The 25,953-nt window shown below is 62.2% G+C and carries 27 protein-coding genes, 1 tRNA gene and 1 pseudogene; 17 read left to right on the top strand and 12 right to left on the bottom strand.

Going from position 1 to position 25,953, the window contains the following annotated elements:
* Positions 1-211 precede the first annotated feature (211 nt).
* A complete protein-coding gene (gene secA / locus NKI47_RS25020) occupies positions 212-2,944 on the top strand; it encodes a preprotein translocase subunit SecA (RefSeq protein WP_352593927.1) in 2,733 nt (910 codons plus the stop codon).
* A gap of 287 nt (positions 2,945-3,231) precedes the next feature.
* On the opposite strand, the gene NKI47_RS25015 is transcribed toward secA, so the two are convergent.
* From NKI47_RS25015 to NKI47_RS25000, 4 genes and pseudogenes are all read right to left on the bottom strand, one after another.
* Positions 3,232-4,182: a 2-hydroxyacid dehydrogenase gene (locus NKI47_RS25015; protein WP_352456660.1), complete on the bottom strand. Its 951-nt coding sequence runs from the start codon at positions 4,180-4,182 to the stop codon at positions 3,232-3,234.
* A 24-nt stretch (positions 4,183-4,206) separates the two neighbouring features.
* A complete protein-coding gene (locus tag NKI47_RS25010; RefSeq protein WP_352456661.1) occupies positions 4,207-4,362 on the bottom strand; it encodes a hypothetical protein in 156 nt (51 codons plus the stop codon).
* Positions 4,363-4,410: 48 nt separating this feature from the next.
* A pseudogene (locus NKI47_RS25005) lies at positions 4,411-4,568 on the bottom strand (IS1380-like element ISCARN79 family transposase); the annotation flags it as partial.
* Positions 4,569-4,621: 53 nt separating this feature from the next.
* Entirely contained in the window at positions 4,622-4,807 is a 186-nt protein-coding gene (locus tag NKI47_RS25000) for a hypothetical protein (RefSeq protein ID WP_352456662.1), read from the bottom strand.
* A 270-nt stretch (positions 4,808-5,077) separates the two neighbouring features.
* On the opposite strand from NKI47_RS25000, the gene NKI47_RS24995 reads away from it, so the two are divergent.
* The 5 genes from NKI47_RS24995 (at position 5,078) to NKI47_RS24975 (ending at position 9,647) form a co-directional block, all read left to right on the top strand.
* Positions 5,078-6,478 (top strand): lipopolysaccharide biosynthesis protein, encoded by a 1,401-nt coding sequence (locus tag NKI47_RS24995; protein ID WP_352593942.1) that lies wholly within the window; start codon positions 5,078-5,080, stop codon positions 6,476-6,478.
* Complete coding sequence (locus tag NKI47_RS24990; RefSeq protein ID WP_352593926.1) at positions 6,478-7,758, top strand: GNAT family N-acetyltransferase; 1,281 nt, start codon at positions 6,478-6,480, stop codon at positions 7,756-7,758. The genes NKI47_RS24995 and NKI47_RS24990 overlap by 1 nt, the downstream gene beginning before the upstream one ends.
* 209 nt (positions 7,759-7,967) lie before the next feature.
* Positions 7,968-8,576, top strand: a complete 609-nt coding sequence (locus NKI47_RS24985) for a hypothetical protein (protein ID WP_352593925.1) — start codon at positions 7,968-7,970, stop codon at positions 8,574-8,576.
* A 205-nt stretch (positions 8,577-8,781) separates the two neighbouring features.
* Positions 8,782-9,258 carry a hypothetical protein gene (locus NKI47_RS24980; protein ID WP_352593924.1) on the top strand — a complete coding sequence of 159 codons (477 nt, stop codon included), beginning with the start codon at positions 8,782-8,784 and terminating at the stop codon, positions 9,256-9,258.
* A 182-nt stretch (positions 9,259-9,440) separates the two neighbouring features.
* Positions 9,441-9,647: a hypothetical protein gene (locus NKI47_RS24975; RefSeq protein ID WP_023677964.1), complete on the top strand. Its 207-nt coding sequence runs from the start codon at positions 9,441-9,443 to the stop codon at positions 9,645-9,647.
* A gap of 94 nt (positions 9,648-9,741) precedes the next feature.
* On the opposite strand, the gene NKI47_RS24970 is transcribed toward NKI47_RS24975, so the two are convergent.
* Together NKI47_RS24970 and NKI47_RS24965 are read right to left on the bottom strand one after the other, a co-directional pair.
* Complete coding sequence (locus tag NKI47_RS24970) at positions 9,742-10,479, bottom strand: SDR family NAD(P)-dependent oxidoreductase (protein ID WP_245274743.1); 738 nt, start codon at positions 10,477-10,479, stop codon at positions 9,742-9,744.
* A gap of 149 nt (positions 10,480-10,628) precedes the next feature.
* On the bottom strand, positions 10,629-11,447 hold the full coding sequence (locus NKI47_RS24965; protein WP_352570538.1) for an antibiotic biosynthesis monooxygenase: 819 nt from the start codon (positions 11,445-11,447) through the stop codon (positions 10,629-10,631).
* 150 nt (positions 11,448-11,597) lie between these two features.
* Between NKI47_RS24965 and NKI47_RS24960 the strand changes: the two genes are divergently transcribed.
* On the top strand, positions 11,598-12,029 hold the full coding sequence (locus tag NKI47_RS24960) for a winged helix-turn-helix transcriptional regulator (RefSeq protein WP_352456668.1): 432 nt from the start codon (positions 11,598-11,600) through the stop codon (positions 12,027-12,029).
* 376 nt (positions 12,030-12,405) lie between these two features.
* Here the strand turns inward: NKI47_RS24960 and NKI47_RS24955 are convergent.
* The 3 genes from NKI47_RS24955 to NKI47_RS24945 all read right to left on the bottom strand — a co-directional run bounded on the left by NKI47_RS24955 (position 12,406) and on the right by NKI47_RS24945 (position 15,415).
* Positions 12,406-12,490 (bottom strand) — tRNA-Leu (locus NKI47_RS24955).
* Positions 12,491-12,648: 158 nt separating this feature from the next.
* Complete coding sequence (locus NKI47_RS24950) at positions 12,649-13,428, bottom strand: CPBP family glutamic-type intramembrane protease (RefSeq protein WP_352577190.1); 780 nt, start codon at positions 13,426-13,428, stop codon at positions 12,649-12,651.
* Between the two features lie 187 nt (positions 13,429-13,615).
* Positions 13,616-15,415, bottom strand: a complete 1,800-nt coding sequence (locus NKI47_RS24945; RefSeq protein WP_352593941.1) for an ABC transporter ATP-binding protein — start codon at positions 15,413-15,415, stop codon at positions 13,616-13,618.
* Between the two features lie 373 nt (positions 15,416-15,788).
* Here NKI47_RS24945 and NKI47_RS24940 point away from each other — a divergent pair, with 373 nt between their 5' ends.
* Positions 15,789-16,376 carry a YqaA family protein gene (locus tag NKI47_RS24940; protein ID WP_023677958.1) on the top strand — a complete coding sequence of 196 codons (588 nt, stop codon included), beginning with the start codon at positions 15,789-15,791 and terminating at the stop codon, positions 16,374-16,376.
* Positions 16,377-16,405: 29 nt separating this feature from the next.
* The gene (locus NKI47_RS24935) at positions 16,406-16,924 is read left to right on the top strand and encodes a disulfide bond formation protein B (protein ID WP_352593923.1); all 519 of its coding nucleotides are present in this window, start codon (positions 16,406-16,408) and stop codon (positions 16,922-16,924) included.
* Between the two features lie 151 nt (positions 16,925-17,075).
* On the opposite strand, the gene NKI47_RS24930 is transcribed toward NKI47_RS24935, so the two are convergent.
* The gene (locus NKI47_RS24930; RefSeq protein WP_023677956.1) at positions 17,076-17,633 is read right to left on the bottom strand and encodes an HNH endonuclease; all 558 of its coding nucleotides are present in this window, start codon (positions 17,631-17,633) and stop codon (positions 17,076-17,078) included.
* A 129-nt stretch (positions 17,634-17,762) separates the two neighbouring features.
* Complete coding sequence (locus NKI47_RS24925; protein ID WP_352593922.1) at positions 17,763-18,404, bottom strand: DNA-3-methyladenine glycosylase family protein; 642 nt, start codon at positions 18,402-18,404, stop codon at positions 17,763-17,765.
* A gap of 122 nt (positions 18,405-18,526) precedes the next feature.
* Between NKI47_RS24925 and gluQRS the strand changes: the two genes are divergently transcribed.
* On the top strand, positions 18,527-19,402 hold the full coding sequence (gluQRS, locus tag NKI47_RS24920) for a tRNA glutamyl-Q(34) synthetase GluQRS (protein ID WP_352593921.1): 876 nt from the start codon (positions 18,527-18,529) through the stop codon (positions 19,400-19,402).
* Positions 19,403-19,551: 149 nt separating this feature from the next.
* Positions 19,552-20,442 carry a DMT family transporter gene (locus NKI47_RS24915; protein ID WP_352593920.1) on the top strand — a complete coding sequence of 297 codons (891 nt, stop codon included), beginning with the start codon at positions 19,552-19,554 and terminating at the stop codon, positions 20,440-20,442.
* Here the strand turns inward: NKI47_RS24915 and NKI47_RS24910 are convergent.
* On the bottom strand, positions 20,409-21,263 hold the full coding sequence (locus NKI47_RS24910) for a YihY/virulence factor BrkB family protein (protein WP_292656768.1): 855 nt from the start codon (positions 21,261-21,263) through the stop codon (positions 20,409-20,411). The genes NKI47_RS24915 and NKI47_RS24910 overlap by 34 nt on opposite strands.
* Positions 21,264-21,320: 57 nt before the next feature.
* Between NKI47_RS24910 and NKI47_RS24905 the strand changes: the two genes are divergently transcribed.
* The 6 genes from NKI47_RS24905 to NKI47_RS24880 all read left to right on the top strand — a co-directional run bounded on the left by NKI47_RS24905 (position 21,321) and on the right by NKI47_RS24880 (position 25,910).
* Positions 21,321-22,187 (top strand): SDR family oxidoreductase, encoded by an 867-nt coding sequence (locus NKI47_RS24905; RefSeq protein ID WP_352577194.1) that lies wholly within the window; start codon positions 21,321-21,323, stop codon positions 22,185-22,187.
* A 23-nt stretch (positions 22,188-22,210) separates the two neighbouring features.
* Positions 22,211-22,402, top strand: a complete 192-nt coding sequence (locus tag NKI47_RS24900) for a twin transmembrane helix small protein (protein WP_023677950.1) — start codon at positions 22,211-22,213, stop codon at positions 22,400-22,402.
* A gap of 29 nt (positions 22,403-22,431) precedes the next feature.
* Positions 22,432-23,013, top strand: coding sequence for a cob(I)yrinic acid a,c-diamide adenosyltransferase (locus NKI47_RS24895; RefSeq protein ID WP_023677949.1), 582 nt, complete (start codon positions 22,432-22,434; stop codon positions 23,011-23,013).
* A gap of 50 nt (positions 23,014-23,063) precedes the next feature.
* Entirely contained in the window at positions 23,064-23,867 is an 804-nt protein-coding gene (locus tag NKI47_RS24890) for a rhomboid family intramembrane serine protease (RefSeq protein WP_352570548.1), read from the top strand.
* Between the two features lie 208 nt (positions 23,868-24,075).
* Positions 24,076-24,825 carry an electron transfer flavoprotein subunit beta/FixA family protein gene (locus tag NKI47_RS24885; RefSeq protein WP_023677947.1) on the top strand — a complete coding sequence of 250 codons (750 nt, stop codon included), beginning with the start codon at positions 24,076-24,078 and terminating at the stop codon, positions 24,823-24,825.
* 155 nt (positions 24,826-24,980) lie between these two features.
* On the top strand, positions 24,981-25,910 hold the full coding sequence (locus tag NKI47_RS24880) for an electron transfer flavoprotein subunit alpha/FixB family protein (RefSeq protein ID WP_023677946.1): 930 nt from the start codon (positions 24,981-24,983) through the stop codon (positions 25,908-25,910).
* Positions 25,911-25,953 lie beyond the last annotated feature (43 nt).

Genomic DNA, 25,953 nt, shown 5'->3' with positions numbered 1-25,953 from the left:
CCAGACCAGCAAGATTGTGGCGGAATTTGGCGCGGTCGACAGGGCGAGCGCGGCGTTGACATCGAATGAGCCCCCTCTTATCTGTCCAACGACTTTGCGTCCAGAACCGTTTTCCGGGCGCTTTTTGCGTTTGTCCGCGTTCACGCGCATTTGATGGGGGCCGGCCGGCGCCCGTCGCAATGACTTGGAATGCTATCGAAAGGGCCATTGGATGGTCAGTCTCGGCGGTCTCGCCCGTAAGGTTTTCGGCTCCTCCAACGATCGTCGGGTCAAATCGACCCGGCCGCGCGTCGAGGCGATTAATGCCATGGAAAACGAGATGCGGGCGCTTTCCGACGCCGAGCTTCAGGCCCGCACGGACAAATTCCGCCAGGACATCGCCAACGGCGCCAGTCTCGACGACCTCCTGGTGCCGGCCTTCGCCACCGTGCGTGAGGCCGCCCGCCGCGTGCTCGGCATGCGGCCGTTCGACGTGCAGCTGATCGGCGGCATGGTGCTGCACAATGGCGGCATCGCCGAGATGCGCACCGGCGAAGGCAAGACGCTGGTGGCGACGTTGCCGGTCTACCTCAACGCGCTCGCCGGCAACGGCGTCCATGTCGTCACGGTCAACGATTACCTGGCCACGCGCGACTCCGAATGGATGGGCCGCGTCTACAAATTCCTCGGCCTCAAAGTCGGCGTCATCGTCCATGGCCTGTCCGACGAGGAGCGCCGCGTCGCCTACGCCGCCGACGTCACCTACGCCACCAACAACGAGCTTGGCTTCGACTATCTGCGCGACAACATGAAGTACGAGCGCGCCCAGATGGTGCAGCGCGGACACAGCTACGCCATCGTCGACGAGGTCGATTCCATCCTGGTCGACGAAGCCCGCACGCCGCTGATCATTTCCGGTCCGCTCGAGGACCGTTCGGAAATGTACAATACTATCGACACCTTCATCATCCAGCTGCAGCCGCAGGACTACGAGATCGACGAGAAGCAAAAGACCTCGATCTTCACCGAGGAAGGCACCGAGAAGCTGGAGAACATGCTGCGCGATGCCGGCTTGCTCAAGGGCGAGTCGCTCTACGACGTCGAGAACGTCGCCATCGTCCACCACGTCAACAACGCGCTGAAGGCGCACCGGCTGTTCCAGCGGGACAAGGACTATATCGTGCGCAACGGCGAGATCGTCATAATCGACGAGTTCACCGGCCGCATGATGCCCGGCCGCCGCTATTCGGAGGGCCTGCACCAGGCGCTCGAAGCCAAGGAGCATGTGGCGATCCAGCCGGAGAACCAGACGCTCGCCTCGGTCACCTTCCAGAACTATTTCCGCCTCTACAAGAAGCTCGCCGGCATGACCGGCACGGCGCTGACCGAGGCCGAGGAATTCGCCAACATCTACAATCTCGACGTCACCGAGATCCCGACCAACCTGCCGGTCATCCGCATTGACGAAGACGACGAGGTCTACCGGACGGTCGAGGAGAAATACAAGGCGATCGTCAAGGAGATCAAGGAAGCCCGCGCCAAGGGTCAGCCGACGCTGGTCGGCACGACTTCCATCGAGAAGTCCGAGCAGCTGGCCGAACGCCTGCGCAAGGAAGGTTTTAAGGATTTCGAGGTGCTGAACGCCCGCCACCACGAGCGCGAGGCGGCGATCGTCGCCCAGGCCGGCAAGCCCGGCGCCATCACCATCGCCACCAACATGGCCGGCCGCGGCACCGACATCCAGCTCGGCGGCAATGCCGACATGCGCATCGCCGACGAGCTTGGCGACATGCCGGCCGGCCCCGAGCGCGAGGCGAGGGAAAAGGAAATCCGCGACGACATCGCCCGGCTGAAGGAAAAGGCGCTCGCCGCCGGCGGCCTCTACGTGCTGGCCACCGAACGCCATGAATCGCGCCGCATCGACAACCAGTTGCGCGGCCGCTCGGGCCGCCAGGGCGATCCGGGCCGCTCGAAATTCTTCCTGTCGCTGCAGGACGATTTGATGCGCATCTTCGGTTCCGAGCGCATGGACGGCATGCTGCAGAAGCTCGGCCTCAAGGAAGACGAGGCGATCATCCATCCGTGGATCAACAAGGCGCTGGAAAAGGCGCAGAAGAAGGTCGAGGCGCGCAACTTCGACATCCGCAAGAACCTGCTGAAATATGACGATGTCTCGAACGACCAGCGCAAGGTGGTGTTCGAACAGCGCATCGAGCTGATGGACGGCGAGGGCCTGTCCGAGACCATCACAGAGATGCGCGAAGGCGTCATCGAGGAGATCGTCGCCAAGAACATTCCCGAAAACGCCTATGCCGAGCAGTGGAACGTCGCCGGCCTCAAGGCCGAGATCGCCGAATTCCTCAATCTCGATCTGCCGGTCGAGAACTGGGTCAAGGAAGAAGGCATCGCCGAGGACGACATCCGCGAGCGCGTCAGCCAGGCCGCCGAGGGCGCCGCAAAAGAGCGCGCGGAGCGCTTCGGCCCCGACGTGATGACCTATGTCGAGCGCTCCGTGGTGCTGCAGACGCTCGACCATTTGTGGCGCGAGCACATCGTCAATCTCGACCATCTGCGCTCGGTCGTCGGCTTCCGCGGCTATGCCCAGCGCGATCCGCTGCAGGAGTACAAGGGCGAGGCGTTCGAGCTGTTCCAGGCGATGCTGGGCAATCTGCGCCAGGCCGTCACGGCGCAATTGATGCGCGTTGAGCTGGTCCGCCAGGCGGCCGAAGCGCCGCCGCCCGAAGCGCCCGACATGTTCGGCAGCCATATCGACGGCTTCACCGGCGAGGACGACTTCGAAGGCGGCGAGACGGCCGTGCTGGTCCGCCAGGAGACCAACGCCATCGTCGCCCCCGAAGACCGCGACCCGAAGAACCCGGCGACCTGGGGCAAGGTCGGCCGCAACGAGGCTTGCCCGTGCGGGTCAGGGAAAAAATACAAGCATTGTCATGGGGCGTTTGCGTAAGCGCCTACTTTCCTTCTCCCGTCATACGGGGAGAAGGTGCCCGAAAGGGCGATGAGGGGCAGCAGAGGCGTTGGCGACTAGTCGATCTCCCCATTTGAGGGGGAGATGGCCGGCAGGCCACAGGGGGCGCTGTCCCGCCGACACCAAAATACGCATTTCGAATTTTCTGTATCTCGACCGTCGGTGGTGTTTCAGTTTGAAATCTAATAGCCGGGTGACGCACGCGCTGATGTCCGCGCTTCATGAAGATCGGAACTTGCTAAAGTGGGTAAAGACACTACTTCGATTCAATAACCCCGTTCGAGGTCGATCTTGTTGGACAGAGGCTCTCCTCTTGCGACTTGACCGCAGAGATCTGCGGCCTGGTCGATTCCAGAATCCACCCAGAAGCTCGCGACATGAGGTGTGACGGTCACCTTGGGATGAGTCCACAACGGCGATGAAGCCTCCAGCGGTTCACGCTCAAACACGTCAAGACAAGCACCAGAAAGCTGACCTTCGTCGAGAGCGCGGATCAGGTCGGCTTCGTTGACATGCGCGCCCCTGCCGACATTCACAAGGTAGGCACCTCGCTTCATTTTTCCAAAGGCACTCGAGTTCAGTATCCCACGAGTGTCACCAGTCAGGGGAAGTGAACAGATAACGTAGTCCCGACTTGTGAGTGCGTCCGCAAGCTGGGCACGGCCAAAGTAACTGTGTATACCAGGAAGCGTCTTTTGATGACGAGACCAGACTGCTGTGTCGTAGCCCAAGTCCGCAAACAGCTTTGCGGCCCAGCCACCGATCCGGCCCGCACCCAGCACAACTATTCTTGTCTCGGAGATCTTCCGCGGCGCGATCGGATTCCACAACTTGCGGGCTTGTAGACTAATGTAATCCGCAACATGCCGTTGCTGGCAGAGAACGCGAAGGACGATGTACTGCACCACTTCCGAAGCCTGCTCACGCGTTGCGAGCCTGATGAGCGGAACACTCTTGGGAAAGCTCTGAAGATCAATACCCTCGACACCAGCTCCCAAATAGACGACGGCGCTTAGCCCCGTCATGGCATCAAAAAAGCCAGGACTGGCGCCCTTGTCGATCAGCACAATATCTATGTCACTTTTGTTCCCGGCGTCTGGCCAAAGCCTGAACTCCAGCTGCGGCACACGGGTTTTCAGCTCAGCAGCCCACACTTGTGCATCAATGTAGTCAGGATACTCATTGACCATCAGAACGGTAATGGGCTCGCCTAACACTTCGCCCCTCCCAGATTCAGGTAATCAGGCATCCACCGGATTACCGGTCTGTTGAGACTGAGGTTTGCGCAAACTGGCACCAGTTGCAAGACCAGACCCGGCAAAAATGGCGTTGGTGATCGGCCAAAGTCGTGATGTCTGCCCGCTGCTGGCCGAGGATGTCGATTTCGCTTTCTTCAAGGCATAGTTCTCCCCTGGTTTTGCTGAAACGCATGACAACCGGGCCGGTCACGCCGGTGATGGATAGGGCGATGGCCGGAGTTCCGCGATCAGCCGCAGGATGTCGGGGAAGAGTTGCCTCGGGATAGCGACCTCCGCATCTGGAAGGCGACATAACACCCATGGCTGATAACCTCGGCACCGATCTTGATGAGCTTGTTTGTGAGCTGGTAAGTGGTGGCAGAACATCCTTCCTGGCCTTTAGGTCCGGTTGGCATTCCTAGTTCTCCGCATGGCTAAAGACGACAGCGCCGTTGTCCTTACGAACTTCAACGGACACGATTCCATCGTCACCCTTTCGGGTTTGGAACATGGAGGTTGCATGATCTTTCGCGGTCTTCTCCTCGTCGAAGATCACCTTGTCGACGATGCCCTGCCTTCCATACCAGATGACAGTGTAGACCATTGTTGCTGCCATGCGTTCCGCTAAGCATATAGGCGTTTTGGCATATGGGGCAAACGAGATAGGCGTTTCCGCGTATTTCAAACTGAGACACTACCGAGCAGGGTGAAGGGTTGCGCGAATGATGAATATGAAGCAGCGCACCCGCCCCTCATCCGCCTGCCGGCGCCTTCTCCCCGAGACGGGGCGAAGGAAAGCCCACCCAACCGTTTCTTAATGTGTCTCCGCTACACCAACACCCTGTAAATTGGCGGAAAACGGAGTGTGATCGGGGTGCGCTTTTCCGCGGCGACGACAGCCGGGCGGTTCCTGCCGCAGCGCCTTGCGCTGCGCATAAGGCCGCTGCTTGGCCTGATCGATGCCGTGCTGTTCAGCGCCGGCGCGCGCGGCGAGGCCGGCCGCATGTCGCTGATCGCCTTTTCGGTCCGCATCGTCAGCGCCGTCATAGCCTTCGTCAGCCAGGTTTTGATGGCGCGCTGGATGGGGTCGTTCGAATACGGCATTTTCGTCCTCGTCTGGGTGACGATGGTCATCGTCGGCAATCTCGCCTGCCTCGGCTTCCACACCTCGATCATCCGCTTCATTCCCGAATATCGCGAGCGCGGCATGCTGGCCGAATTGCGCGGCATCGTGCGGGCCAGCCGGCTGTTCGTGCTGATTGCCTCGACGGTGATCGCCGGCCTCGGCGCGCTCGGCGTCTGGCTGCTGTCGCCCTTTATCGAGAACTATTATGTCGTGCCGTTCATCCTCGGCATCATCTGCCTGCCGATGATCGCCATGTCCGACCTGCTGCAAGGGCTGGCGCGGGCCAATTCCTGGGCGCTGTTTGCGCTGTCGCCGACATTCCTGGTGCGGCCGCTGCTGATCCTGGCGTTCATGGCGCTGATGCTGCTGGCGGGCTACGCGCCGGATGCCAGAACGGCGATCTTCGCCGCGATCGCCGCCACCTACGCCACCACGCTCGGTCAGCTCGTCGGCGTGACGTCGCGCATCGACAAAAGAATTCCGGCCGGACCGATGAAATTGCATTTCGGCCAATGGTTCATCGTCTCGCTGCCGATCTTCCTGGTCGAGAGCTTCTTCTTCCTGCTCACCAATGCCGACGTGCTGATGGTCGGCGCCTATCTCGATCCCAACGACGTCGCCGTCTATTTCGCCACCGTCAAGACGCTGGCGCTGGTGCATTTCGTCTATTTCGCGGTCAAGGCCGGCGTCGCCCAGCGCTATGCGCAGTTCACCCATGGCGAGCCGCAAAAGCTCGCCGCCTTCGCCCGCGAAACCGTGTCGTGGACCTTCTGGCCGTCGCTGGCGATGGCGCTGCTCGTGCTGGCCCTGGGCGAGCCGATGCTGACCCTGTTCGGCCCGGAATTTTCCGCCGGCTATCCGCTGCTGTTCCTGCTGGTGCTCGGCGTCGTCGCGCGGGCCGCCGTCGGCCCTTGCGAAAGCCTGCTCACCATGAGCGGCAACCAGAATATCTGTGCCGCTGTCTATGCCATGACGCTGGCCTTCAACATCGCGCTTAGCGTCGTGCTGATCCCGCTCTTCGGTCTGTGGGGCGCGGCGATGGCCACCGTCTTCGCCATGATCTTCGAGGCCGGCGCGCTGTCCTTTACGGTCTGGCGCAAGCTCGGCATCGCCATGGTCATTTTCGTGCCCGCCAAAGGAGCCGCCTGATGGCTGCCGTCCCCTTGCTCGAGGAAACCAGCGGCGGCCCGGCCGGCGCCATGGTGTCCGGCCTTGCCGGGCTTGCCCGCGAACCCGACCCCGCCCATGTCGAGATCCTCGCCAACAACCGGCCCGAGCGCAAGCTTGCCATCTATCCGGCCTCCGCCGGCTTCGACCTGGTCGAGGAGCTCGACTATCTCTGCACCCGCACGATCGAGCCCAACGTCTTCTTCAATCCGCGCTTCCTGGCGCCGGCCATGCCCAGGCTGGAGGACCGCGAGGTGCGGCTGGCCGTCATCCGCGACGGCGACCAGTATCGCAACCGGCTGCGCCTGCTGGTGCCGTTCTCGGTCGAGCGGCCGGCGGTGCCGCTCGGGGTTCCAGTCATGCGCACCTGGTCGAGCCCGTTCGGCCCGATCGGCACGCCGCTGGTCGACCGCGATGATCCGATCGGCGTCATCGAGGATTTCTTCGCGATGCTGTCGAGGCCGCATCTCAAACTGCCGAAGGTCTTCGTGCTGCCCGACATAAGGCTGGACGGCCCGGTGGCGAGCCTGCTCGCCAGCGTCGCCGAAACGCGCGGCCTGACGCTGGTCACCACCGGCAAGGCCGAGCGCCCGGTGCTCGAAAGCGCGCTCGACGGCGAGGAATATCTGAAGGCTTCGCTGCGCGCCCACCATTATCGCGAGTTCCGCCGCCTGAAGCGCCGCCTCGCCGACCTCGGCCGACTGGAGCATGTCGTGGCGCGCGGGCCTGACGAGATCCGCCACGCCATCGAAAATTTCCTGACGCTGGAGGCTGCCGGCTGGAAAGGCCGCGAGCGCACTGCCATGGCGATCGACCGCTACCGCGCCGCCTTCGCCCGCGAGGCGGTGCACCGGCTGGCCGAGCAGGATCTCTGCCGCATCCATTCGCTGACGCTCGACGGCCGCACCATTGCCTGCCTGATCGTCTTCGTCGAGGCCGGCGTCGCCTACACCTGGAAGACCGCCTATGACGAGACGCTCGCCGCCTATTCGCCGGGCACGCTGCTGATGATCGAGGTGACCAGGCAGCATCTCGACGACCCCAACATCATGATGACCGATTCCTGCGCGGTGCCCGACCATCCGGTGATGAGCCGGCTGTGGAGCGAACGCAAGCCGATGGGCACGCTGGTGATCGGGCTGACGCCGGATGCCGACCGCCCCGCCCGCCAGGCGGCGTCGCAGCTTCACCTCTACCGCGAAACCCGCAACATGGCGCGCCTGCTGCGCAACCGGATGAGGAGCCTGCTGCGCCGGCGCTAGTGCATCGGTCCAAAGCGGGCCTGGCCGTCCGTCTCCGCACCGTCGGCCCGCTCGGGCCTAGGTCGTCAGGGTTAATTCTCCCGATCAGCGGAAAGGATTAGCATCGACGCAGTCCCAACCGGGATGAGGCGATCAATTACGGCCGCGCGTCCAGCATCACTGCCGCCTCGGTCCTGCACGGCCAGAAGAAAAAAATCTGGGAGGAATGCATGATGAAAACAACTCACCTCTGGCGTGTCGGTATCCTCGCCTTGGCAGGTCTCATTGGCGCGTGTCTGAACGCCGCCACTCCTCGGGCGGCCGAACCCGACAAAGCCGAGATCGATGCCCTGCGTAAATCGCTGTCCAGGTATGAAGACTACAAGGTTGCCATTCGCGAGCTTTATCTATCGACGGTAGGATGCGTCTTCTACAGCGGCGAAAAGGTAGAGGGGGCGATGGACTACCCGAAGGGCGCGATGGGCATCCATTTCGTCAACGTCACGACTGTCGGCCCGACCGCGGATCCGACGCGCCCCAATGTGCTGATCTATGAGCCGGTCGGCGGCGAATTGCGCCTGGTCGGCGCGGAATGGCTCGTGCCCTTGACGCCGGACACAAAGGAGCCGCCGAAGCTCTTCGGCCAGACATTCCAGGGGCCGATGGAGGGGCATTACCCGCTCATCCCGAAGGAGTTCCACCACTACGACCTTCACGCCTGGCTGTTCAAGGACAACCCGCTCGGAATGTTCAGCCCGACGAACCCGGACGTGAAATGCGACAACTATCCGTTTCCGATGCCTGAGCAGCCGACCAAGATGGTGCCGGGGCCGATGTAATAGCGGCTCAGGGTCCGATCCGAGCCTACCAGGAAAGGCAGCCGGACCTCAAAGGCGTTATCCCGGAGGACGCTCCTGGGATAACGTCCAACCAAAAGTCCGTGCTCGGAACTTCGGACTCGTTTTGCCGTTTTGGCAATCACGACACTGCCGCGAATTCACAAAGGCGTTCCAAGGAGCCGACCGCGAAACGACGGAGGACCAAGTGAAAAGTCTGATCCAGACAGGATTGTCCGCAGCCGTTTCGGGTACGATCGTCAGCCTCGCCACGACAGCTGCATTGGCCCTGCTTGCCAGGCGGGAAGGCAAAGGCGCCCTGCAGCCCACGAATGCGACCAGCCACTGGCTCTACGGCGAACAGGCCGCGTCAGTGCGGCGCGGTGACGTGGCGCACACGCTCGTCGGCTATGGCACGCATCACGCTTCCTCCATCTTCTGGGCATTCCTTTTCGAATTATGGCTCGCCTCGAGGCCGCCGCGTCCGTCGCTTCTGATATTTCGCGATGCGTTGGCGGCAGCGGCCATTGCCGCGGCAACAGATTATGGCTTCGTGCCGAAGCGGTTGACGCCAGGTTGGGAGACGGTGCTGCCGAAGCGATCTATCGCGGCGACTTTTGCGGTGATGGCGGTCGGTCTAGCGATGGGCGGCATGATCAACAAGGAATTGCGCCGGCAGCATTAGGGACAGGGATTTGAGACAGATGCTTCGCACGGCGCGTTCACATCATCGCGACGGGCGGATCGCCGCGCTCGTCCCATTCTGCGGCATCTCCACCTCATCGGGAACCTTTCTCAAGGGACATGGTTCCGAATGTGCGGCGAAAGCGTGCTGCTCATTCCTGCTATCGCCAAGGAGATTCGACCATGAAGCTTCGCGAGTTGTTGGATCAAGTAAAGGACCTGCCGCCGGACACCTTGGTCTGTGCCGCCGAAATCGATGAAGCCTTTGCAGTCAACGTTGTTGGCGTTGAAGCTGTCGAGAGCGCCAGAATCCAAAGCCGCAAACCGGATGGCACCGAAGCTGTCGAACTCGCCAACGGGACCGACAAAGTCATCGTGATCCGCTGGTGAAAACCGGGGAAGTTGCGTTCAACAGCATGATGTTCCGCTCCACTGTGGGGCGCTGAATTGCAAATGCTGGCAGCGCATCGATGGCGGCGGTCGCCTATGGCTTGGCGGGCATGGCTTGGACGAAGGCCGCCATCTGGCGTTCGAGCGCTTTGAACGCGCTTCCGCGCCAGCTCTCGGCCATGGATGCCGATTTTGGATCAGGGAAGATTTCCTCTTCCCCTCGCGCCATGCCGTCCAGGATGCCTTTCGCGACGCTCTCCGCGGAGCTCTTCGGTATATCGGCGTCTCTGCTCATGTCGGTGTCTATGGGACCGGACAGGACTGCATGAACGCTCACGCCACGAGCGCCGGCGAGAGCACGCAGCGATTGCGTCATGGAAAACGCGGCGGCCTTCGATAGTGAGTAAGACGGAATAATCGGGAAGGGAACGAGAGCCGCTTCCGACAGGATGTTGACCACGGCGCCGCGCGAATGCGTGAGCAGCGGCAGGAATGCGTGGGTTACGCCATGCACGCCGAGCAGGTTGACGGCGAGGTGTCGCTCGAGCGCAGCACGATCGCCAAGATCGTCGTAGAGCCCGATGCCGGCGTTGTTGATGAGGATATCGAGAGACCCGATCCGCTCGACAGCCGCCCCAATCTGCACCGCATCGGTCACGTCCAGGATCAGCGGCGTGACGCGCCGATCCGCGTGGGCGAGCGGTTTGCGCGCGCCGGCATAGACGCGCTTGGCACCCCGCCTCAATATTTCCTCGACCAGCGCCTTGCCGAGGCCGCGATTGGCCCCGGTCACGAGAACGGCTTTGTTTGTGACTTCCATCGATTTCGGCACGGCGATCTCTCTTCCTCTTGCATGAATGCAAGCCATTCGTTCTTGCATCATGCAAGTAGGCTATGGTTTTCTGTTCCCACGCTTGGACGCCGTCTGCCCCGTTGCATTGCTCCAGGGCAGCCGGCGCCGTGACCGGGCGAACCTTGCAACTAGGACCCGACTTCCAACGTCGTGTAGGAGATCGGCGAAGGCCGCTCCAGGAAGGCGCCGGTTATGGCCGAAACGAAATTCTTCGCGTCCGCCGAGCGTAGAAAAGCGTCGCGCTCCTGCTTCGATGCCCAGCGCTCGACGCAGATGGTAACGTTGGGCTCTGCCTCCGAGCGAAAGACGCTATAGTCGATGCACCCGCTTTGCTTGCGGGCCGCCCCCGCCACGTCCCGCAGGGCATTCCGCACCTTGCTTTCGATGCCGGGCTTCGCCGCTGCCGTCGTCATGACGATCATCTCGGCGCCATCGCCTGCCGCCTTGCGCTCGACGGCGCCGAGATCCTCGTTTTGCGGCACAACCGTTGGGTTGGCGTTCTCTTCGCCCTTGTTGGGTTGCCCCTTGCCCGTCGAAATCAGGTCGCGGAGACTCGCGACATAGAAGCGCCACGAGTCATGGCAGACATCGTAGCATTCTTCACTCGGCGTCAGCCCGACATGGGTGAAACGCAGCTCGGTCCCCTTTTCGGTCGGCGCGATCTCGAAGACCACGTCCGTGCCGGTCCACTCGGTCGCATCCTTGACGAAGTTGAAGTAGTTCTGGACGACGTGCCAGACGACCTTCTTGCCAGGCACAAGCTCCGTGACCTTGAATGTGCCGCGGTGGATATCCTTGAAATGATAGTAGAATATCGCACCGAGCTTGTTGGTATCGCCATCTATATCTTCCGACCACCAGGCTCGCGGATTGACAACCGCGGCAAAAACCTCTTCGGGGCTTTGCTTAACGACGAATGACGTCGTGTAATCTTCTTCCTTTTTCATAACATATCTCCTGTCTGGATCTGATTGGTTGATGGACACCCGAAATCTCGGGCGATGAAGTGGAGCGACACTCTCTCGACCTCTGTCGCTTGCATCATGCAAGCACAATGCATACTTGCATGATGCAAGTCAATAGGGTATGTTCACACCATGCTTGGTCGTCTCTATGAAAAACAAAACTGCTCGGCCTCACGCGCCCTGGAACTGGTCGGCGAGCGCTGGAGCCTGTTGATCCTGCGCGACGCGATATTCGGCGGCTGCACGCGCTTTTCGCAATTCCAGAAGAGCCTGGGGATCGCCACCAACATCCTGGCCAAGCGCCTCGAGGATTTCGTCGAGGCCGGCCTGATGGACCGTCGCCCGGGTGCCGCCGGCGAGCAGGCCGACTACGTCCTGACCCGGAAGGGGCTGGAATTCAAAACGGTCATTATCGCGCTGACCGAGTGGGGCGACAAATGGGTGCGGCCCGGACCCATCGTCTACTGCGACCAATCCGACGGCAAGCCGGTCGAGGTGCAATTGCGTCGCGCCGGCAATGGCAAGCGGGCCGACTTCGCCGACGTCGTGGCGGCCCTGCGCTAGGCACGGCGGCGGCTCCGGCCCGCAGCACGATCCAAGACGAAGCTGTTTCGCATCGTGCCATAATGCCCGCATATCTCACCTCCCGAGGTTGCATCCGTGGGCCGGGTCTGGTGGGTAGTTCGCGGGAGGAAACATGTCCGTCGGGCAGCGATCGACTTTGCGGCAACGTCTTTTTGCGGGACCGCGGCACGCCTGATCGCGTGCGGTGAGGAACGCCAGATTTGCGCTTGGGGCTGGTCCGCGCACCGTTCAGCGGAAGCTCGAGCAGCTCGCGGCAGCAGGCAAGGTGCAATCATTCGGCCACGGTCGGGCGCGTCGCTGGACGATCCCATCCACGCCATTAGGTTCAATAAGAAGTGGGTGGGAATTTAAAAAGTGGTGCCCCTAGCCGGGATCGAACCAGCACTCCTTGCGGAACTCGATTTTGAGTCGAGCGCGTCTACCAATTCCGCCATAGGGGCTCAGGCCGGGCGGCCTGGATGGGCGCGGACTATACGGTTGGAGGCCTGTTCGTCAACTGGCCAATTCCCGAGATCCCATCTAGCTCGAGCCCAGCCTTTCGGTTCTCGTGATACGGCGCTTCGATCGATAGCGGGCATCTCGTCCCGTTTGAACCCTTCTACCGCAACAGCGGCCACAGAATGCCGATGAATACCGACGCCCCATCCATGAGCCAATGCGCCGTCGCCAGCGGCAGGATGCGGCGCACGCGCAGGTACACGAGGGTGATGAATGTCGAATGCGCGATGGGTGCCAAGAGCCGGTAGAGCATGAAATGCGGGTCGAACGTCAGCGGCATCACCGCATGCTGAAACGACCAGGAAAACGCTACGACGGCAACGGCAAATCCCGTGCTTCCCGACAAGACTTGGAAACGCGGCAGAAGATAGCCGTTATAGGTGGTCTGCTCCGTAATGCCCCAGACCAACGGAAAGATCAGCACCCCGTAGAGCGCAGGCAAGAGCGGCAAAGGTCCGTATATTTGCGGTGCGTCAGGGTTGCCATAGACCAACAGGCTGCTGGCGGTGATCCCAACGTAGATGAAAACGAGGCTCGGGAGGATGAGCGCAACGCCCAACAACAGATCGCGCCCCAAGCGGTTGCGATCGAAACCGACCAAATCGAGCAACGTGATGCCCTCGCGCCGCGCAAGGCACCAAAGGAGTCCAAGGCAGCCCGCGTCGATCAAGCTGCCGTATACCGGCAGCCAAGCCCCTGCGTCGCGCCAGGGCGTCGCCGAACCGTGCGCAGCGTACACGGCCGCAACCAGGCCCTGCGCGGCAACAGCGAAAGCCGACCGCGCGAACAACATCAGGGCGGGGCCGGACCATGTCAGCGCGCCGGCAGATCGCCGCTCGAGAATGGCGGCACGGGAGTTCGGGATTATGGCTTCGCTCATGATCGATGAAGTTGGGATCGGCTTCCGAACGCTATGGTGGAAACGAGTTCAGCCAAGTCCGGTTTCCGGAGTGAAAGCAGAATGTATCGAGCCGGCCATGAGCAAAAACATCATCACCGAGGGCGGCTCACATCTCCTCGAGGGCGTCGGCAATATAGCCGCCGGTCTGAAGCTTCCACAGTCGGGCTTAGAGCCCGTCGCGCTCCAGCAGCGCCGATGGTTTTCCCTCCTCGACGATGCGGCCTTTGTCGAGGACGACGATCCGGTCCATCCTGGCAATCGTCGACAGGCGATGGGCGATGGCGATCACAGTTTTGCCTTCCATCAGAAGAGCGAGCTTGTCCTGGACCGCCGCCTCGGCCTCGCTGTCCAATGCGGACGTCGCCTCATCGAGAACCAGGATTGGCGCGTCCTTGAGCAACACCCGGGCGATCGCGACGCGCTGACGCTGGCCGCCGGAAAGTTTCACCCCGCGGTCGCCGACGAAAGCGTCGTAGCCGGTGCGGCCTTCGCCATCTCTGAGATCGGCGATGAAGCCGTCGGCCTCGGCCAGCATCGCGGCGCGCTCCAACGCCTCCGGCGGGGCATCGGGCCGGCCATAACGGATGTTGTCGCCGACGGAGCGATGCAGCAGTGAGACGTCCTGGGTGACGACGCCGATGCTCTCCCGAAGGCTGGCCTGGGTCACGCTGCGGAGATCCTGCCCATCGATCAGGATCGCGCCGCCCTTCAGCTCGAAGAACCTCAGGAGCAGGCTGACAAGGGTCGACTTGCCGGCCCCGGAGAGGCCGCCGAGCCCGACCTTCTCGCCGGCGCGCACGGTGAGAGACAGGTCTTCGATCACCCGTTGCCCCTCGCGGTATTCGAACTGGATGTTCTTGAACTCGACTTCGCCGGCCGTGACGTCGAGCGGCTTAGCGTTCGGCGCGTCTTTTATGGTCGGCGGCGTCGTCACGACCGGCATTGCGTCGCGGATCGTGCCCACCGCCTGGAAAATCTGCTGGCCCATCTGCAGGAAGGCACGGGAGTTGGCATTGAGCCGCTGCACGATGGCGATCGAAGCGGCGAACTGACCAACCGTGACGAAGCCGGCGACAAATCCCCAGAGCCCTATGGCAACGTTGGTGAGAAAGAGGGCAACGTTGAGCAGGACGACGCCCATATCGGTCGTCAGATAGATGCGCCTTTCGCGCTGCTGGGTCTCGATGGCGTTTTCCATCACGGTCCGCATCGCGCCCGCCTCGCTGTCTTCCGCCGCAAACAGCTTGACCATCTGAATGTTGCTGTAGAGGTCGGTCATGGCGCCGACCACGAGGCTTCGCCCCCGCGCCGAGCGGCGCGACCGCTCGGAATATTGGGGTACCGCCACCACCGCAATGGCGATGTTGGCGGAGATCCAGAGGAAAACCGGAAGCGCCAGCGGCCAGGACAACGCGCCAAGCAGAACGAGCGACCCGACGAGTTGCACCAGAAACAGCGGTATTCTGTAGAAGGCCACGACGATCTGCTGCTGCACGGCGGATGCGACTTGCGAAATGCGCGACGCCACCTGACCTGCGAAGAGGTCGTGGAAGAAGGCAAGATCCTGACGTTCCACCGCCTTGTGGCCCTGCCACTGCATCGCCGCCGGCATGCATACGGCCACCGTCTGCGAGTTCAGCGCATTGCCCACGAAGATGAGCAACGGCAGCACGGGGAAAACCAGCACGCCGAGCACGACCAGCGTCGGCCAGTCCTCCTGCAGGAAAACCGCCGCGCCCTTCGCGCTCACCCCATCGACGACGAACGAGGCCCCCCAAATCGTCGCAAGGTTGATCCCCTCGACCGCCATCATCAGGACGGTAATGGCCGCAAGGGTGCCGCGGAAGATCCGCGCAAAATGCAGGAGCAGTGCAAACGGCCCGCTCGCAGGCAGCGGCGCGGGTGGAATATCCAGCGGACGGATGAGCTTCTCAAAGGGGCGATAAATGAAATCAGACAACGACATGGCGGCGCAAAGGGCGAAGCAGGGAGAGAGGATGCGACAGGAATCGCCGGTATTTAAACACGGATCGTGTTCGACCGGAAAACCCACGATGTAATTGGAAACTGCCTTGACGCACTTCAGCGGGCAAGTGTTCGACGCCATGGCTTGCTCGTCAACTGGCCAAATCCCGACATCTGGGCTCGCTCAAGCCTCAGCCTTTCGATTTCGTGAAGCAGCTGCCATTGTGCAGCGCGGAAAATCTTTCTAGACAGGCGGCGCATGTCATTGAAGCGCACCTTGTCCGACGAGGTTGATGCGGGGCGCTTCCAAGTCTTGTTTGTACATGTCGTGATCCCAAGACCGCTTCTGGTTTGGGCGTGCATTAGGAGTGCCGATGCTTCGCGGACTTTACGACTGGACCTTGTCGCTGGCGGCGAGCAAATCCGCCGAATGGTGGCTGGCCTTCATCGCCTTCGTCGAGAGCTCGGTGTTCCTGGTGCCGGCCGACGTCCTCTATCTGCCGATGGCGCTGTCACGGCCGGATCGCGCCTATCGTTACGCGCTGGTCGCCACCGTCGCCTCGGTGCTGGGCGGCATCGCCGGCTGGTTCATCGGCCATTATGCCTATGATGCGGTGGCGCGGCCGATCCTCGAATTTTATGGCAAATATGACGAGTTCGAAGCGATGCGCGTCTCATCGGGTGTCGGCTTCATCATCCTGATGCTGGTCACCTCCGGCCTCGCCCATCTGCCGCCGATCAAGGTTGTGACGATCCTGTCGGGCGTCATCGGTGTTCCTTTGCTGCTGTTCATCGTGCTGGCAATCGTGGCGCGCGGTGCTCGCTTCCTGTTTCTCGCCTGGCTCTTGCGCCGCTATGGCGAGCCGATCCGCCACTTCATCGAAAAGCGCCTTGGCCAGATTGCAGGCGCCGCCGCCGCTGCCCTGATTTTGCTCTATATCGTCGTCAAATACGCCGTCTGAACGACATCGAACCGAATGGACTGAGTCCGATGACAGCGACCGTGAATGCCGATACCGGACGCCAGCGGCTGCGCACCGCCCTGTTTCTCGCTGTCGCCATGGCCGCCACGGTCGGCTCGGCGCTGGCCTTCCAGTATCTCGGCGGCTATATCCCCTGCAAGCTCTGCCTCGAGCAGCGCACGCCTTACTACGTCGGCGTGCCCTTGATGCTGCTGGCGGTGCTTGCGTCGGCTCTTCACGCGCCAGCCTGGGTAAGCCGTGGCCTGCTGGCTGTTGGCGGCCTGCTGATGCTCTACGGCGTCTATCTCGGCGTTTATCACTCCGGCGTCGAATGGGCGTGGTGGCCAGGCCCGACCGATTGCACCGCAGCCGCCGGGCCGGTGGACACCGGCGGCAAGGGCGTGCTCGATGCGCTCGACAAATTCGTCCCGCCCTCCTGCGACAAGGCGGCGCTCCGCATCCTCGGCCTGTCGCTGGCCGGCTGGAACGCCATCGCCAGCTTTGTCCTGGCAGTCGTAGCCTTCCGCAGCGCCTTCGCCCGCGACTGATTTAGCGCGACACGAGATCATCCAAGAATTCGGCAGGCTGAGTCGGGTGGAGTGATTGTCGAGAACCGAAGCGGAGCGGACATTGGTCCGTGAGCATCGGAAGCGCAGAAAATCGCTTCAGACGGCCAGCCTCCCGAATTATCGGATGATCTCACGGCTCGAGTTCGACATCCCAGTACAGATAATCCATCCAGCTTTCGTGTAGATGGTTGGGCGGGAACAGCCGGCCGTTATTATGCAAATCATGCACCGTCGGCTGGTAGGGCTTCTGCAGCGGCCACATCTTGGCGTGGGCCGGCATCATGCCGCCCTTCCTCAGATTGCAGGGCGAGCAGGCAGCGACGACATTCTCCCAGGTCGTGGCGCCGCCGCGATGGCGAGGAATGACATGGTCGAACGTCAGATCGTCCGGCGTGCCGCAATATTGGCATTGGAAACGGTCACGCAGGAAGACGTTGAAACGGGTAAACGCCGGATGCCTCGACGGCTTCACGTAAGCCTTCAGGCTGACGACGCTCGGCAGCTTCATCGAAAAGGTCGGTGAAGAGACGGCGTGTTCGTATTCGGCGACGATGTTCACCCTCTCGAGGAACACCGCCTTGATGGCATCCTGCCAGGACCAGAGCGACAGGGGGTAATAGCTGAGCGGACGGTAATCCGCATTCAGCACCAGCGCTGGAAGCCCATCCGGAGATACGGCAACCGTCACGTCGTTGACCTCCTTCACCCTAGAACCGGTCGACGCGGATACTGTAAGCCCGACATGACAGGGATGTGAAGCGGATTGTCGATCATGCCGGGTCTCAAAAACGCATGATTTCAATGCTTTTTTGCGGATTCAGGCCGGAGGCGCGGCATCCCTGCCCTTCAATTCGCGATAATAAGCCCAGAAAAGCCGCGATGCGACACCGCGCCACGGGCTCCATGATTCGGCAAGCCGGATCAGCATTTTCTCCGGCGGACGCGGGTCGATGCCGAGTGCATGGCCGACCGCGCTCTGCAATGCAACGTCGCGCGCCGGAAAGATATCTGGGTGTCCGGCGGCAAACAAAAGGTAGACTTCAGCCGTCCACGAGCCGATGCCCGGCACCTTGGTCATGGCCGCGATCGCCTCGCTTGCATCGAGCCGGCACAGGTGATCGAGATCGAGTCCCTCGGCCACCGCCCGGGCGACGGCAACCAGGCCGCGCTGCTTGGGCCGCGATAGCCCGGCCTCGCGGAAGACCGCCTCATCGGCGGCTAGTATCGCCTGCGGCGTCAGCGGATCGAGCAGTTTCGTCAGCCGGCCGAAGATGGCATCGGCGCTCGCGCGGGACACTTGTTGTGAAACGACGATCGAGGCAAGGCTCCTGAACCCCGGCTCCGACAGCCTGAGCGGCACCTCGCCGGCCATGCCGCGCACTTTTTCCAGGCGTGGGTCGAGTAAGCATAGCCTATCCAGCCCTTGCGCAATGTCGTCGAGACTGGCGATGCGTTGCATGTCTGCTTGTTCCAAAATCAAAAGTGCCGCACGCTTCGTCACGTGTCCCTCTGGACGCACGACGCCACCGGCGCAAAGTAGCAATTGGCGAAAGCGCCACACAACCCGATTGCCGCCGGACAATGACACTGCTGACATTCCGCTTCGCGCCGAGCCCGAACGGCGAACTGCATCTCGGCCATGCCTATTCGGCGCTGCTCAATCAGAAATTGGCAAAGGCGGCGGGCGGACGCCTGCTGCTGCGCATCGAGGATATCGACACGACGCGCTGCACGCCGGAATTCGAGGCAGGCATTTTTCGCGACCTGAAATGGCTTGGGCTTGGCTGGGAGGAACCGGTGCGCCGCCAGTCCGAGCATTTTGCCGAATATCGGGCGATGCTCGAGCGGCTGATCGAAGCGGAGCTTGTCTATCCGGCCTTCATGAGCAGAAGTGAGATCCGCGCCTTCATCGCCGACAGCGAAAAGCGCGGCCGCGACTGGCCTCGCGACCCGGACGGCGTGCCGCTCTATCCCGCCGCCGACAAGGCGTTGACGGCGAGCGAACGCAAGCGGCGCGTCGCCGAAAATGTGCCATTTGCCTGGCGGCTGGACGTCGATGCGGCAATAGCGCGCGCCGGCAAGGACCTGTCATGGGCCGAACACACGGACGAGACGCTCTCCGCGACGCGTCGTGTCGAAGCCCATCCGCAGGATTGGGGCGACGTGGTCGTGGCGCGCCGCGAAATCCCGACCAGTTATCACCTCGCCGTCACCATGGACGACGCGCTGCAGGGCGTCAGCCATGTCGTGCGCGGCCAGGACCTTTATTCCGCGACCAGCGTGCAGCGGCTGCTTCAGCAACTGCTTGGCCTGCCGCAGCCGGCCTATTTTCACCATCGCCTGATCCTGGGCCCGGACGGACGAAAACTGTCGAAGAGCCTTGGCGATACCGGCCTTGCCGCCCAGCGTAAGGCGGGCGCATCGCCCGCCGATCTCAAGCGGCTGGTCGGTCTCTAGACTAGACCGGTGAGCTCGCGGCCATCAACGGCGCTCCTTCAATTCAAATGACTCTATGGATCAACCGTTTGGTTTTGCTTGCCGGCCCGAACGGCATTAAGCAGTCGCCGCAGTCGATCCCTCACCCGAATTCATCGCGGCCTCCGGAAATGCACAGCCTCAAGCGGTTCATCCCCGCCTCTTTCGTCGCCCTGTGGGCGACCGGCTTCATCGGCGCGCGCTATGCCATGCCGTGGGCGGAGCCCTTTACGTTCCTGGCCGCGCGCTTTGTCCTGGCCGCAATCCTGCTTGTCGCTTTGATGGCCGCACTTGGTTCGAGCCGCGCCACCCGCGATGAGGCGCTGCACGCGACCGGTGCCGGCATCCTGATGCATGGCATCTATCTCGGCGGCGTGTTCTGGGCAATCCACCGGGGCATGCCCGCCGGACTTTCAGCCCTGATCGTCGGCCTGCAGCCGCTGATCACGGCAGTGCTCGCCGGCCGGCTTCTCGGCGAGGCCATCCTGCCGCGCCACTGGGCCGGTCTCGGCCTCGGGTTGATCGGCGTGGTGATCGTGCTTTGGCCGAAGCTCGGTGCGCTCGGCGGCGGCGTGACGGCCGAGACACTGGGCGCCTCGCTGGTCTCGGTACTCGGCATGAGCGCCGGCACCATCTGGCAGAAGCGCTTTGCTTCCGGCGGCGATCTGGTGGCTGCCACGTTCTGGCAATATGTCGGCGGCGCATCGGTGATGGCTCTGGCCTCGCTCGCCTTCGAGACCCGAACGGTCATCGTCAACGGCGAACTGATCTTCGCCATGGCCTGGCTCGTGCTGGTGCTGTCGATCGGCGCCATCTTCCTGTTGATGGTGATGATCCGCGACGGCGAAATGTCGAAGGTCGCCTCGCTGTTTTACCTCGTGCCGGCTGTCACCGCGGTCATCGCCTGGGCATTGTTCGGTGAGCACTTGAGCCCGCTCCAGATCGCCGGCATGGCGATCGCGACGCTCGGCGTCGGGCTGGCGACGGCTCAGCCGCCGACGCGGGCACGCGCCTCTAAATAGCGGCTGATCGCGGCGTTGAGCTCGCCACCGAGGATGAAGATCGCTGAGACGATATAGAGGAACACGACGGCGATCATGATCGAGGCGAGGCCGGCATAGGTCGTCACATAGGACGAGAAATGATCGAGATAGGCGGCGAAGATGGTCGACCCGATGAGCCAGCCGACCAGCGTGAAGATGATGCCAGGCACGATCGAAACGAAGCGGCGCTTGCCGGCCGGCAACCAGAAATGCACGGCGAACAGGCCGCCGATGATGACTACCGAGGCGATGACGTAACGCCACAGCGTGATCGTGCCCATATAGGGTTTTATCCATTCGAAATGCGACTCGGCCAGCCGTGCCAGCAATGGCGCGAAGACCAGCAGCACGCTGATGGCCAAAAACCCGGCCGTCGCGATCAGCACGAAGATGATGCTCTGCACCCGCCGGTAGATGATGCCGCGCGTTTCCGAGACGCGATAGGCCCGGTTGAGCGAGGTGCGCAGCGCCTCGATGCCGTTCGAGGCGAAATATCCGGCAAGCACGATACCGTAGGTCAACAGGTCGCTGCGCCGGACGGTAAGCACGTTGAGCACCTCGCGCGCGATCGGTTTGGCGATCTGCTCGGGCCATGTGTCGAACACAAGGTGCACGGCGGTGTCGGCGAAAGCCTGCGCGCCGAAAAAACTCGCCAGCGTCGTGGCGAAGATCAGGAAAGGAAAAAGCGCCATCAGCGCGGTGATCGCCAGATGGCTGGCCATTGCCCAGCCGTCGTCGGTGTTGAAATGGCCGAGCGCGTCGTAGAGGACGCGTTTGAGGGCTACGATCTTCCGCAACAAGAACCGCGTTCCCTTCGATTGTCCCGACGCCGCGAATATGGGAAGGGTTTGCGGTAAATGACAACCCTAGGTCAAACCACCATTCCTCCCGGAGAAGAGTTGCGCACCATCATTGTCACAGGTGCCTCTTCCGGTATAGGCGCCTATTGCGCCCATGCTCTTAAGAAGGAAGGCTGGCGGGTGTTCGCAACGGCCCGAAAGCCCGAAGATATCGCTGCGCTCGAGGCCGACGGCATCGAGGCCTTTTATCTGGACTACACCGAGTCCGGATCGATCGAGGCGCTGGTGACGTCGGTGCTGGAACGGACCGACGGCCGGCTCGATGCGCTCTTCAACAATGGCGCCTACGGACAGCCCGGCGCCGTCGAGGACCTGCCGGTCGAGGCTTTACGGCAGCAGTTCGAGGCCAATGTCTTTGGCTGGCATGACCTCACTCGCCGTGTCGTACCGGTGATGCGCCGCCAAGGCCATGGTCGTCTCGTTCATTGCTCGTCGATCCTCGGCCTGGCGCCGGTGCCTTTCCGCGGCGCCTACTCGGCATCGAAGCACGCTATCGAAGGGCTGATGCTGTCCCTCTACCAAGAACTCCTCGGCAGCGGAATCCATGTTTCGCTGATCGAGCCGGGGCCGGTGAAATCGAAGATCGCCAGCAACAGCCTTGCGTGGTTCCTGGCAAATATCGATCACGAGAAGTCCGTTCATCGCCTCGCCTATGCGGCGCAACTCAAACGGCTGCGGGCCGGCGGCAGCACATCGCGGCTGAAGCCCGGGCCGGAGGTGGTTTATTCCGCCTTGCATCATGCGCTTCTGTCGCGGCGCCCGCGCCCGCATTATGTGGTAACTGTGCCGGCCAGGATCGGCGCGATCCTTAAACGCATCCTGCCGTCCTCGGCACTCTACCGTCTGCTCGCCAAACGCGCCTGAACGCAATCCAACTGGAACACACCATGGCAACCGTCTTCAACATCCTCGCCGTTCTCGTTATGGTCGCCGTGGTGATCGTACTGATCCGCGGCCTCATCAACATGATGCGCGGCGGCTCCAGCATGACCTCCAACAAACTGATGCAGACGCGCGTGCTCTTGCAGTTCGTGGCCTTGGTGCTGATCATGCTGGCGGTGTATTTCACCCGTAAGTGACGCAGCAGCCACCAGCCGGGAGGTAACCCGTGGTCAAGCTCAACAAGATCTACACCCGCACTGGCGACGATGGCACCACAGGCCTCGGCTCTGGCGAGCGGCGGCTGAAATCCGACCTTCGCATCGACGCCTACGGCACGGTCGACGAGGCCAATGCCTGCATCGGCATGGCCCGCATTCATACCGCGGCAGTAAATCCGGCGATCGATGCGATGCTCGGCCGCATCCAGAACGACCTTTTCGACCTCGGCGCCGATCTGGCAGTCCCCGATAATGGCAAGCCGCTCGACTACGAGCCGTTGCGCATCATCGCCTCGCAGACCGACCGCATCGAACAGGATATCGATCTCCTCAACAAGGACCTTGAGCCGCTCAAATCCTTCGTGCTCAACGGCGGTACGCCGGCAGCGGCTGCCCTTCACCTCGCCCGCACGGTGGCCCGCCGCGCCGAGCGCATCATGGTGGCGCTGTCGCAAGACCCGGACGAGCACGTCAACCGCGAGGCGATAAGATACATCAACCGTGTCTCGGACTTTCTGTTCGTCGCCGCACGCGCGGTCAATGACAACGGAAATGCCGACGTGCTATGGGTTCCCGGCAAGAACCGCTGAATCTGCCGGGTCATCCACGATCTTCAGGTTTTGGAAGCGGGAGAGGCCTGATGTTTATCCCGCTTTACGACACCAACCGGCTGCGGCACATCAAGCTGCAATATGTGACGATCAGCCTGATCGCGCTCAACGTGCTGATCTACTTTGTCACCACACTGGGCGGCGAGGATTTCGCCAACGCCGCGGTGCTGGGCCTCGGTTTCATCCCGTCGGTTGTGCATGACAGCGTCGAGCTCGCTCCCCAATTTGTCGTCATTCCGGAGAGCCTGAGCTATCTGACCTATTCCTTCCTGCACGCGGATATCTTCCACCTCGGCGGCAACATGCTGTTCCTGTGGGTGTTCGGCGACAATGTCGAGGATGCACTCGGCCATGTCCGCTACCTCGTCTTCTACCTGCTTTGCGCCATCGCCGGCGCTTTCTTCCAGGGTCTGGTTGCCTGGGATTCGCCGGTGCCGCTGATTGGCGCGTCGGGCGCCATCGCCGGTGTGGTCGCCGCCTATCTGATCCTTTATCCGCGGGTGAAGGTATGGGTGCTGGTCTTCGCGCGCATCCCGTTGCGCATCCCGGCCTTCATCCCGCTGATCCTGTGGATCCTGTTCCAGATCTTCATGTTCGCCCAGGGGGGCGAGGATCAGGTTTCCTGGGCCTGCCATATTGGCGGCATCATCGCTGGAGCCGTGCTGGTGCTTGTCTTGCGCAGCCGCGGCGTACCGCTACTCGCCGGCGCAGACGAGGAGCCGGCCGTGGTCGCCGGTCCGGTGCCCGTAGCCGTGGAGCCGGCGCCAAGCGACCCACAACCTGCGCAGCCGGCGCCGCGCTGGGGCCGGGGGACCGTTTCCGGTCCGGACTGAACCGATTTGAGTGCTTCGCCGAGCATCCGAGTGCGCCCCGGATATTGACGCGCGGGGTCGCCGCAACTACGGAAGCGCCACCCTACTGGCGTGGCGAAGACCAGAATTCCGTCCGGAATGTCGGCTTTCGACAACTCTGAAGAGGTGCACGCTGCTATAGCGCGCCCGACGAGCGTGAAGAGACTATCGTGAAAGAGGTGACAGGCAAATGAAGATCCTTGTGCCCGTGAAGCGGGTTGTGGATGCGAACGTCAAGGTCCGGGTGAAGGCGGACGGTTCGGCGGTGGAACTCGCCAACGTCAAGATGGCGATGAACCCGTTCGACGAGATTGCGGTCGAAGAGGCGATCCGGCTGAAGGAAGCTGGCAAGGCCGAAGAGATCATCGTCGTGTCGATCGGGCCGCAGCAGGCACAGGAGACCTTGCGCACGGCGCTCGCCATGGGCGCCGACCGCGCCATCCTGGTCAAGACCGACGAGCAGACTGAGCCGCTGGGCGTCGCCAAGGTGCTGAAGGGCGTCGTCGAGGCAGAACAGCCCGGCCTTGTCATTCTCGGCAAGCAGGCGATCGACGACGATTCCAACCAGACCGGCCAGATGCTGGCCGCACTTCTCGGCTGGGCGCAGGGCACCTTCGCCTCCAAGATCGTGCTCGACGGTGACAAGGCCACGGTGACGCGCGAGGTCGATGGCGGCCTGCAGACGCTGGAACTGAAGATGCCGGCGATCGTCACGGCCGATTTGCGGCTGAACCAGCCACGCTACGCGTCTCTGCCCAACATCATGAAGGCCAAGAAGAAGCCGCTCGACGAGAAGAGCCCTGCCGATTACGGCGCCGATGTCAAGCCGCGGCTTAAAGTGATCAAGACCGAGGAGCCGGGCGGCCGCAAGGCGGGCGTCAAGGTCAAGAGCGTCGCCGAACTGGTAGACAAGCTGAAGAACGAAGCCGGCGTGCTCTAAGGAAATCCGATGAGGCCGGCCTGCAAACGGCCGGTTTCTCCGCTTCCGGTGCTCACGTACTGAAGTACGCTCCGCTCCGGTTCTCGAAACCAACCGTTTTCGACTCGGCCTGACCGGATTTCAGGAGCCTCGAAGACGAAAGTCAGGAAAACATCATGGCTATTCTTCTGATTGCCGAACACGACAACGCTGCGCTTTCCGACCAGACCGCCAAGGCGCTTTCGGCGGCGCTGCAGATCGGTTCGGACGTGCATGTGCTGGTTGCCGGCAAAGGTGCCAAGCCGGCAGCGGACGCCGCCGCCAAGCTCAAGGGCGTCACCAAGGTGCTGCTCGCCGACGCCGACGAACTGACCGAGCGTCTCGCCGAACCGCTGGCGGCACTCGTCGTTTCGCTTGCTGAGCCATACGAGACGATCATCGCGCCGGCGACCTCGTCGGGCAAGAACGTCGCGCCCCGCGTGGCGGCGCTGCTCGATGTCGCCCAGATATCTGAAATCATCGAAGTCGTGTCGCCCGACACCTTCAAGCGGCCGATCTATGCCGGCAACGCCATCCAGACGGTGCAGTCCAGTGACGCCAAGAAGGTCATCACGGTGCGTACCGCTTCCTTCCAGGCAGCACCCGAGGGCGGTTCCGCGCCGGTCGAGACGGTCCAGGCGGCGGCCAATCCCGGCCTGTCGAGCTTTGTCGAGAACAAGCTCTCCGAGACCGACCGTCCAGAGCTGACCTCGGCCAAGATCATCATCTCGGGCGGCCGTGCGCTGGGCTCCTCCGAGAAGTTCCAGGAGGTCATCCTGCCGGTCGCCGACAAGCTCGGTGCGGCGGTTGGCGCATCTCGCGCCGCCGTCGATGCCGGCTATGCGCCGAACGACTGGCAGGTCGGCCAGACCGGCAAGGTGGTAGCGCCAGACCTTTATATTGCCGTCGGCATCTCCGGTGCCATCCAGCACCTTGCCGGCATGAAGGATTCGAAGGTGATCGTTGCCATCAACAAGGACGAGGAAGCGCCGATCTTCCAGGTCGCCGACTACGGTCTCGTCGGCGATCTCTTCGTCATTCTGCCGGAACTGCAAAAGGCGCTTTGACGCCTTCTGCCAAAGCGTATTAAATTCTGAGGGGTGGGGTAGA

Origin of the sequence: Mesorhizobium sp. M0633, from assembly GCF_040320645.1 — a bacterium.
Lineage (GTDB): Bacteria > Pseudomonadota > Alphaproteobacteria > Rhizobiales > Rhizobiaceae > Mesorhizobium.
Note: the sequence above shows the minus strand (reverse complement) of the source record. Positions and strands in the feature narration are given on the sequence as shown.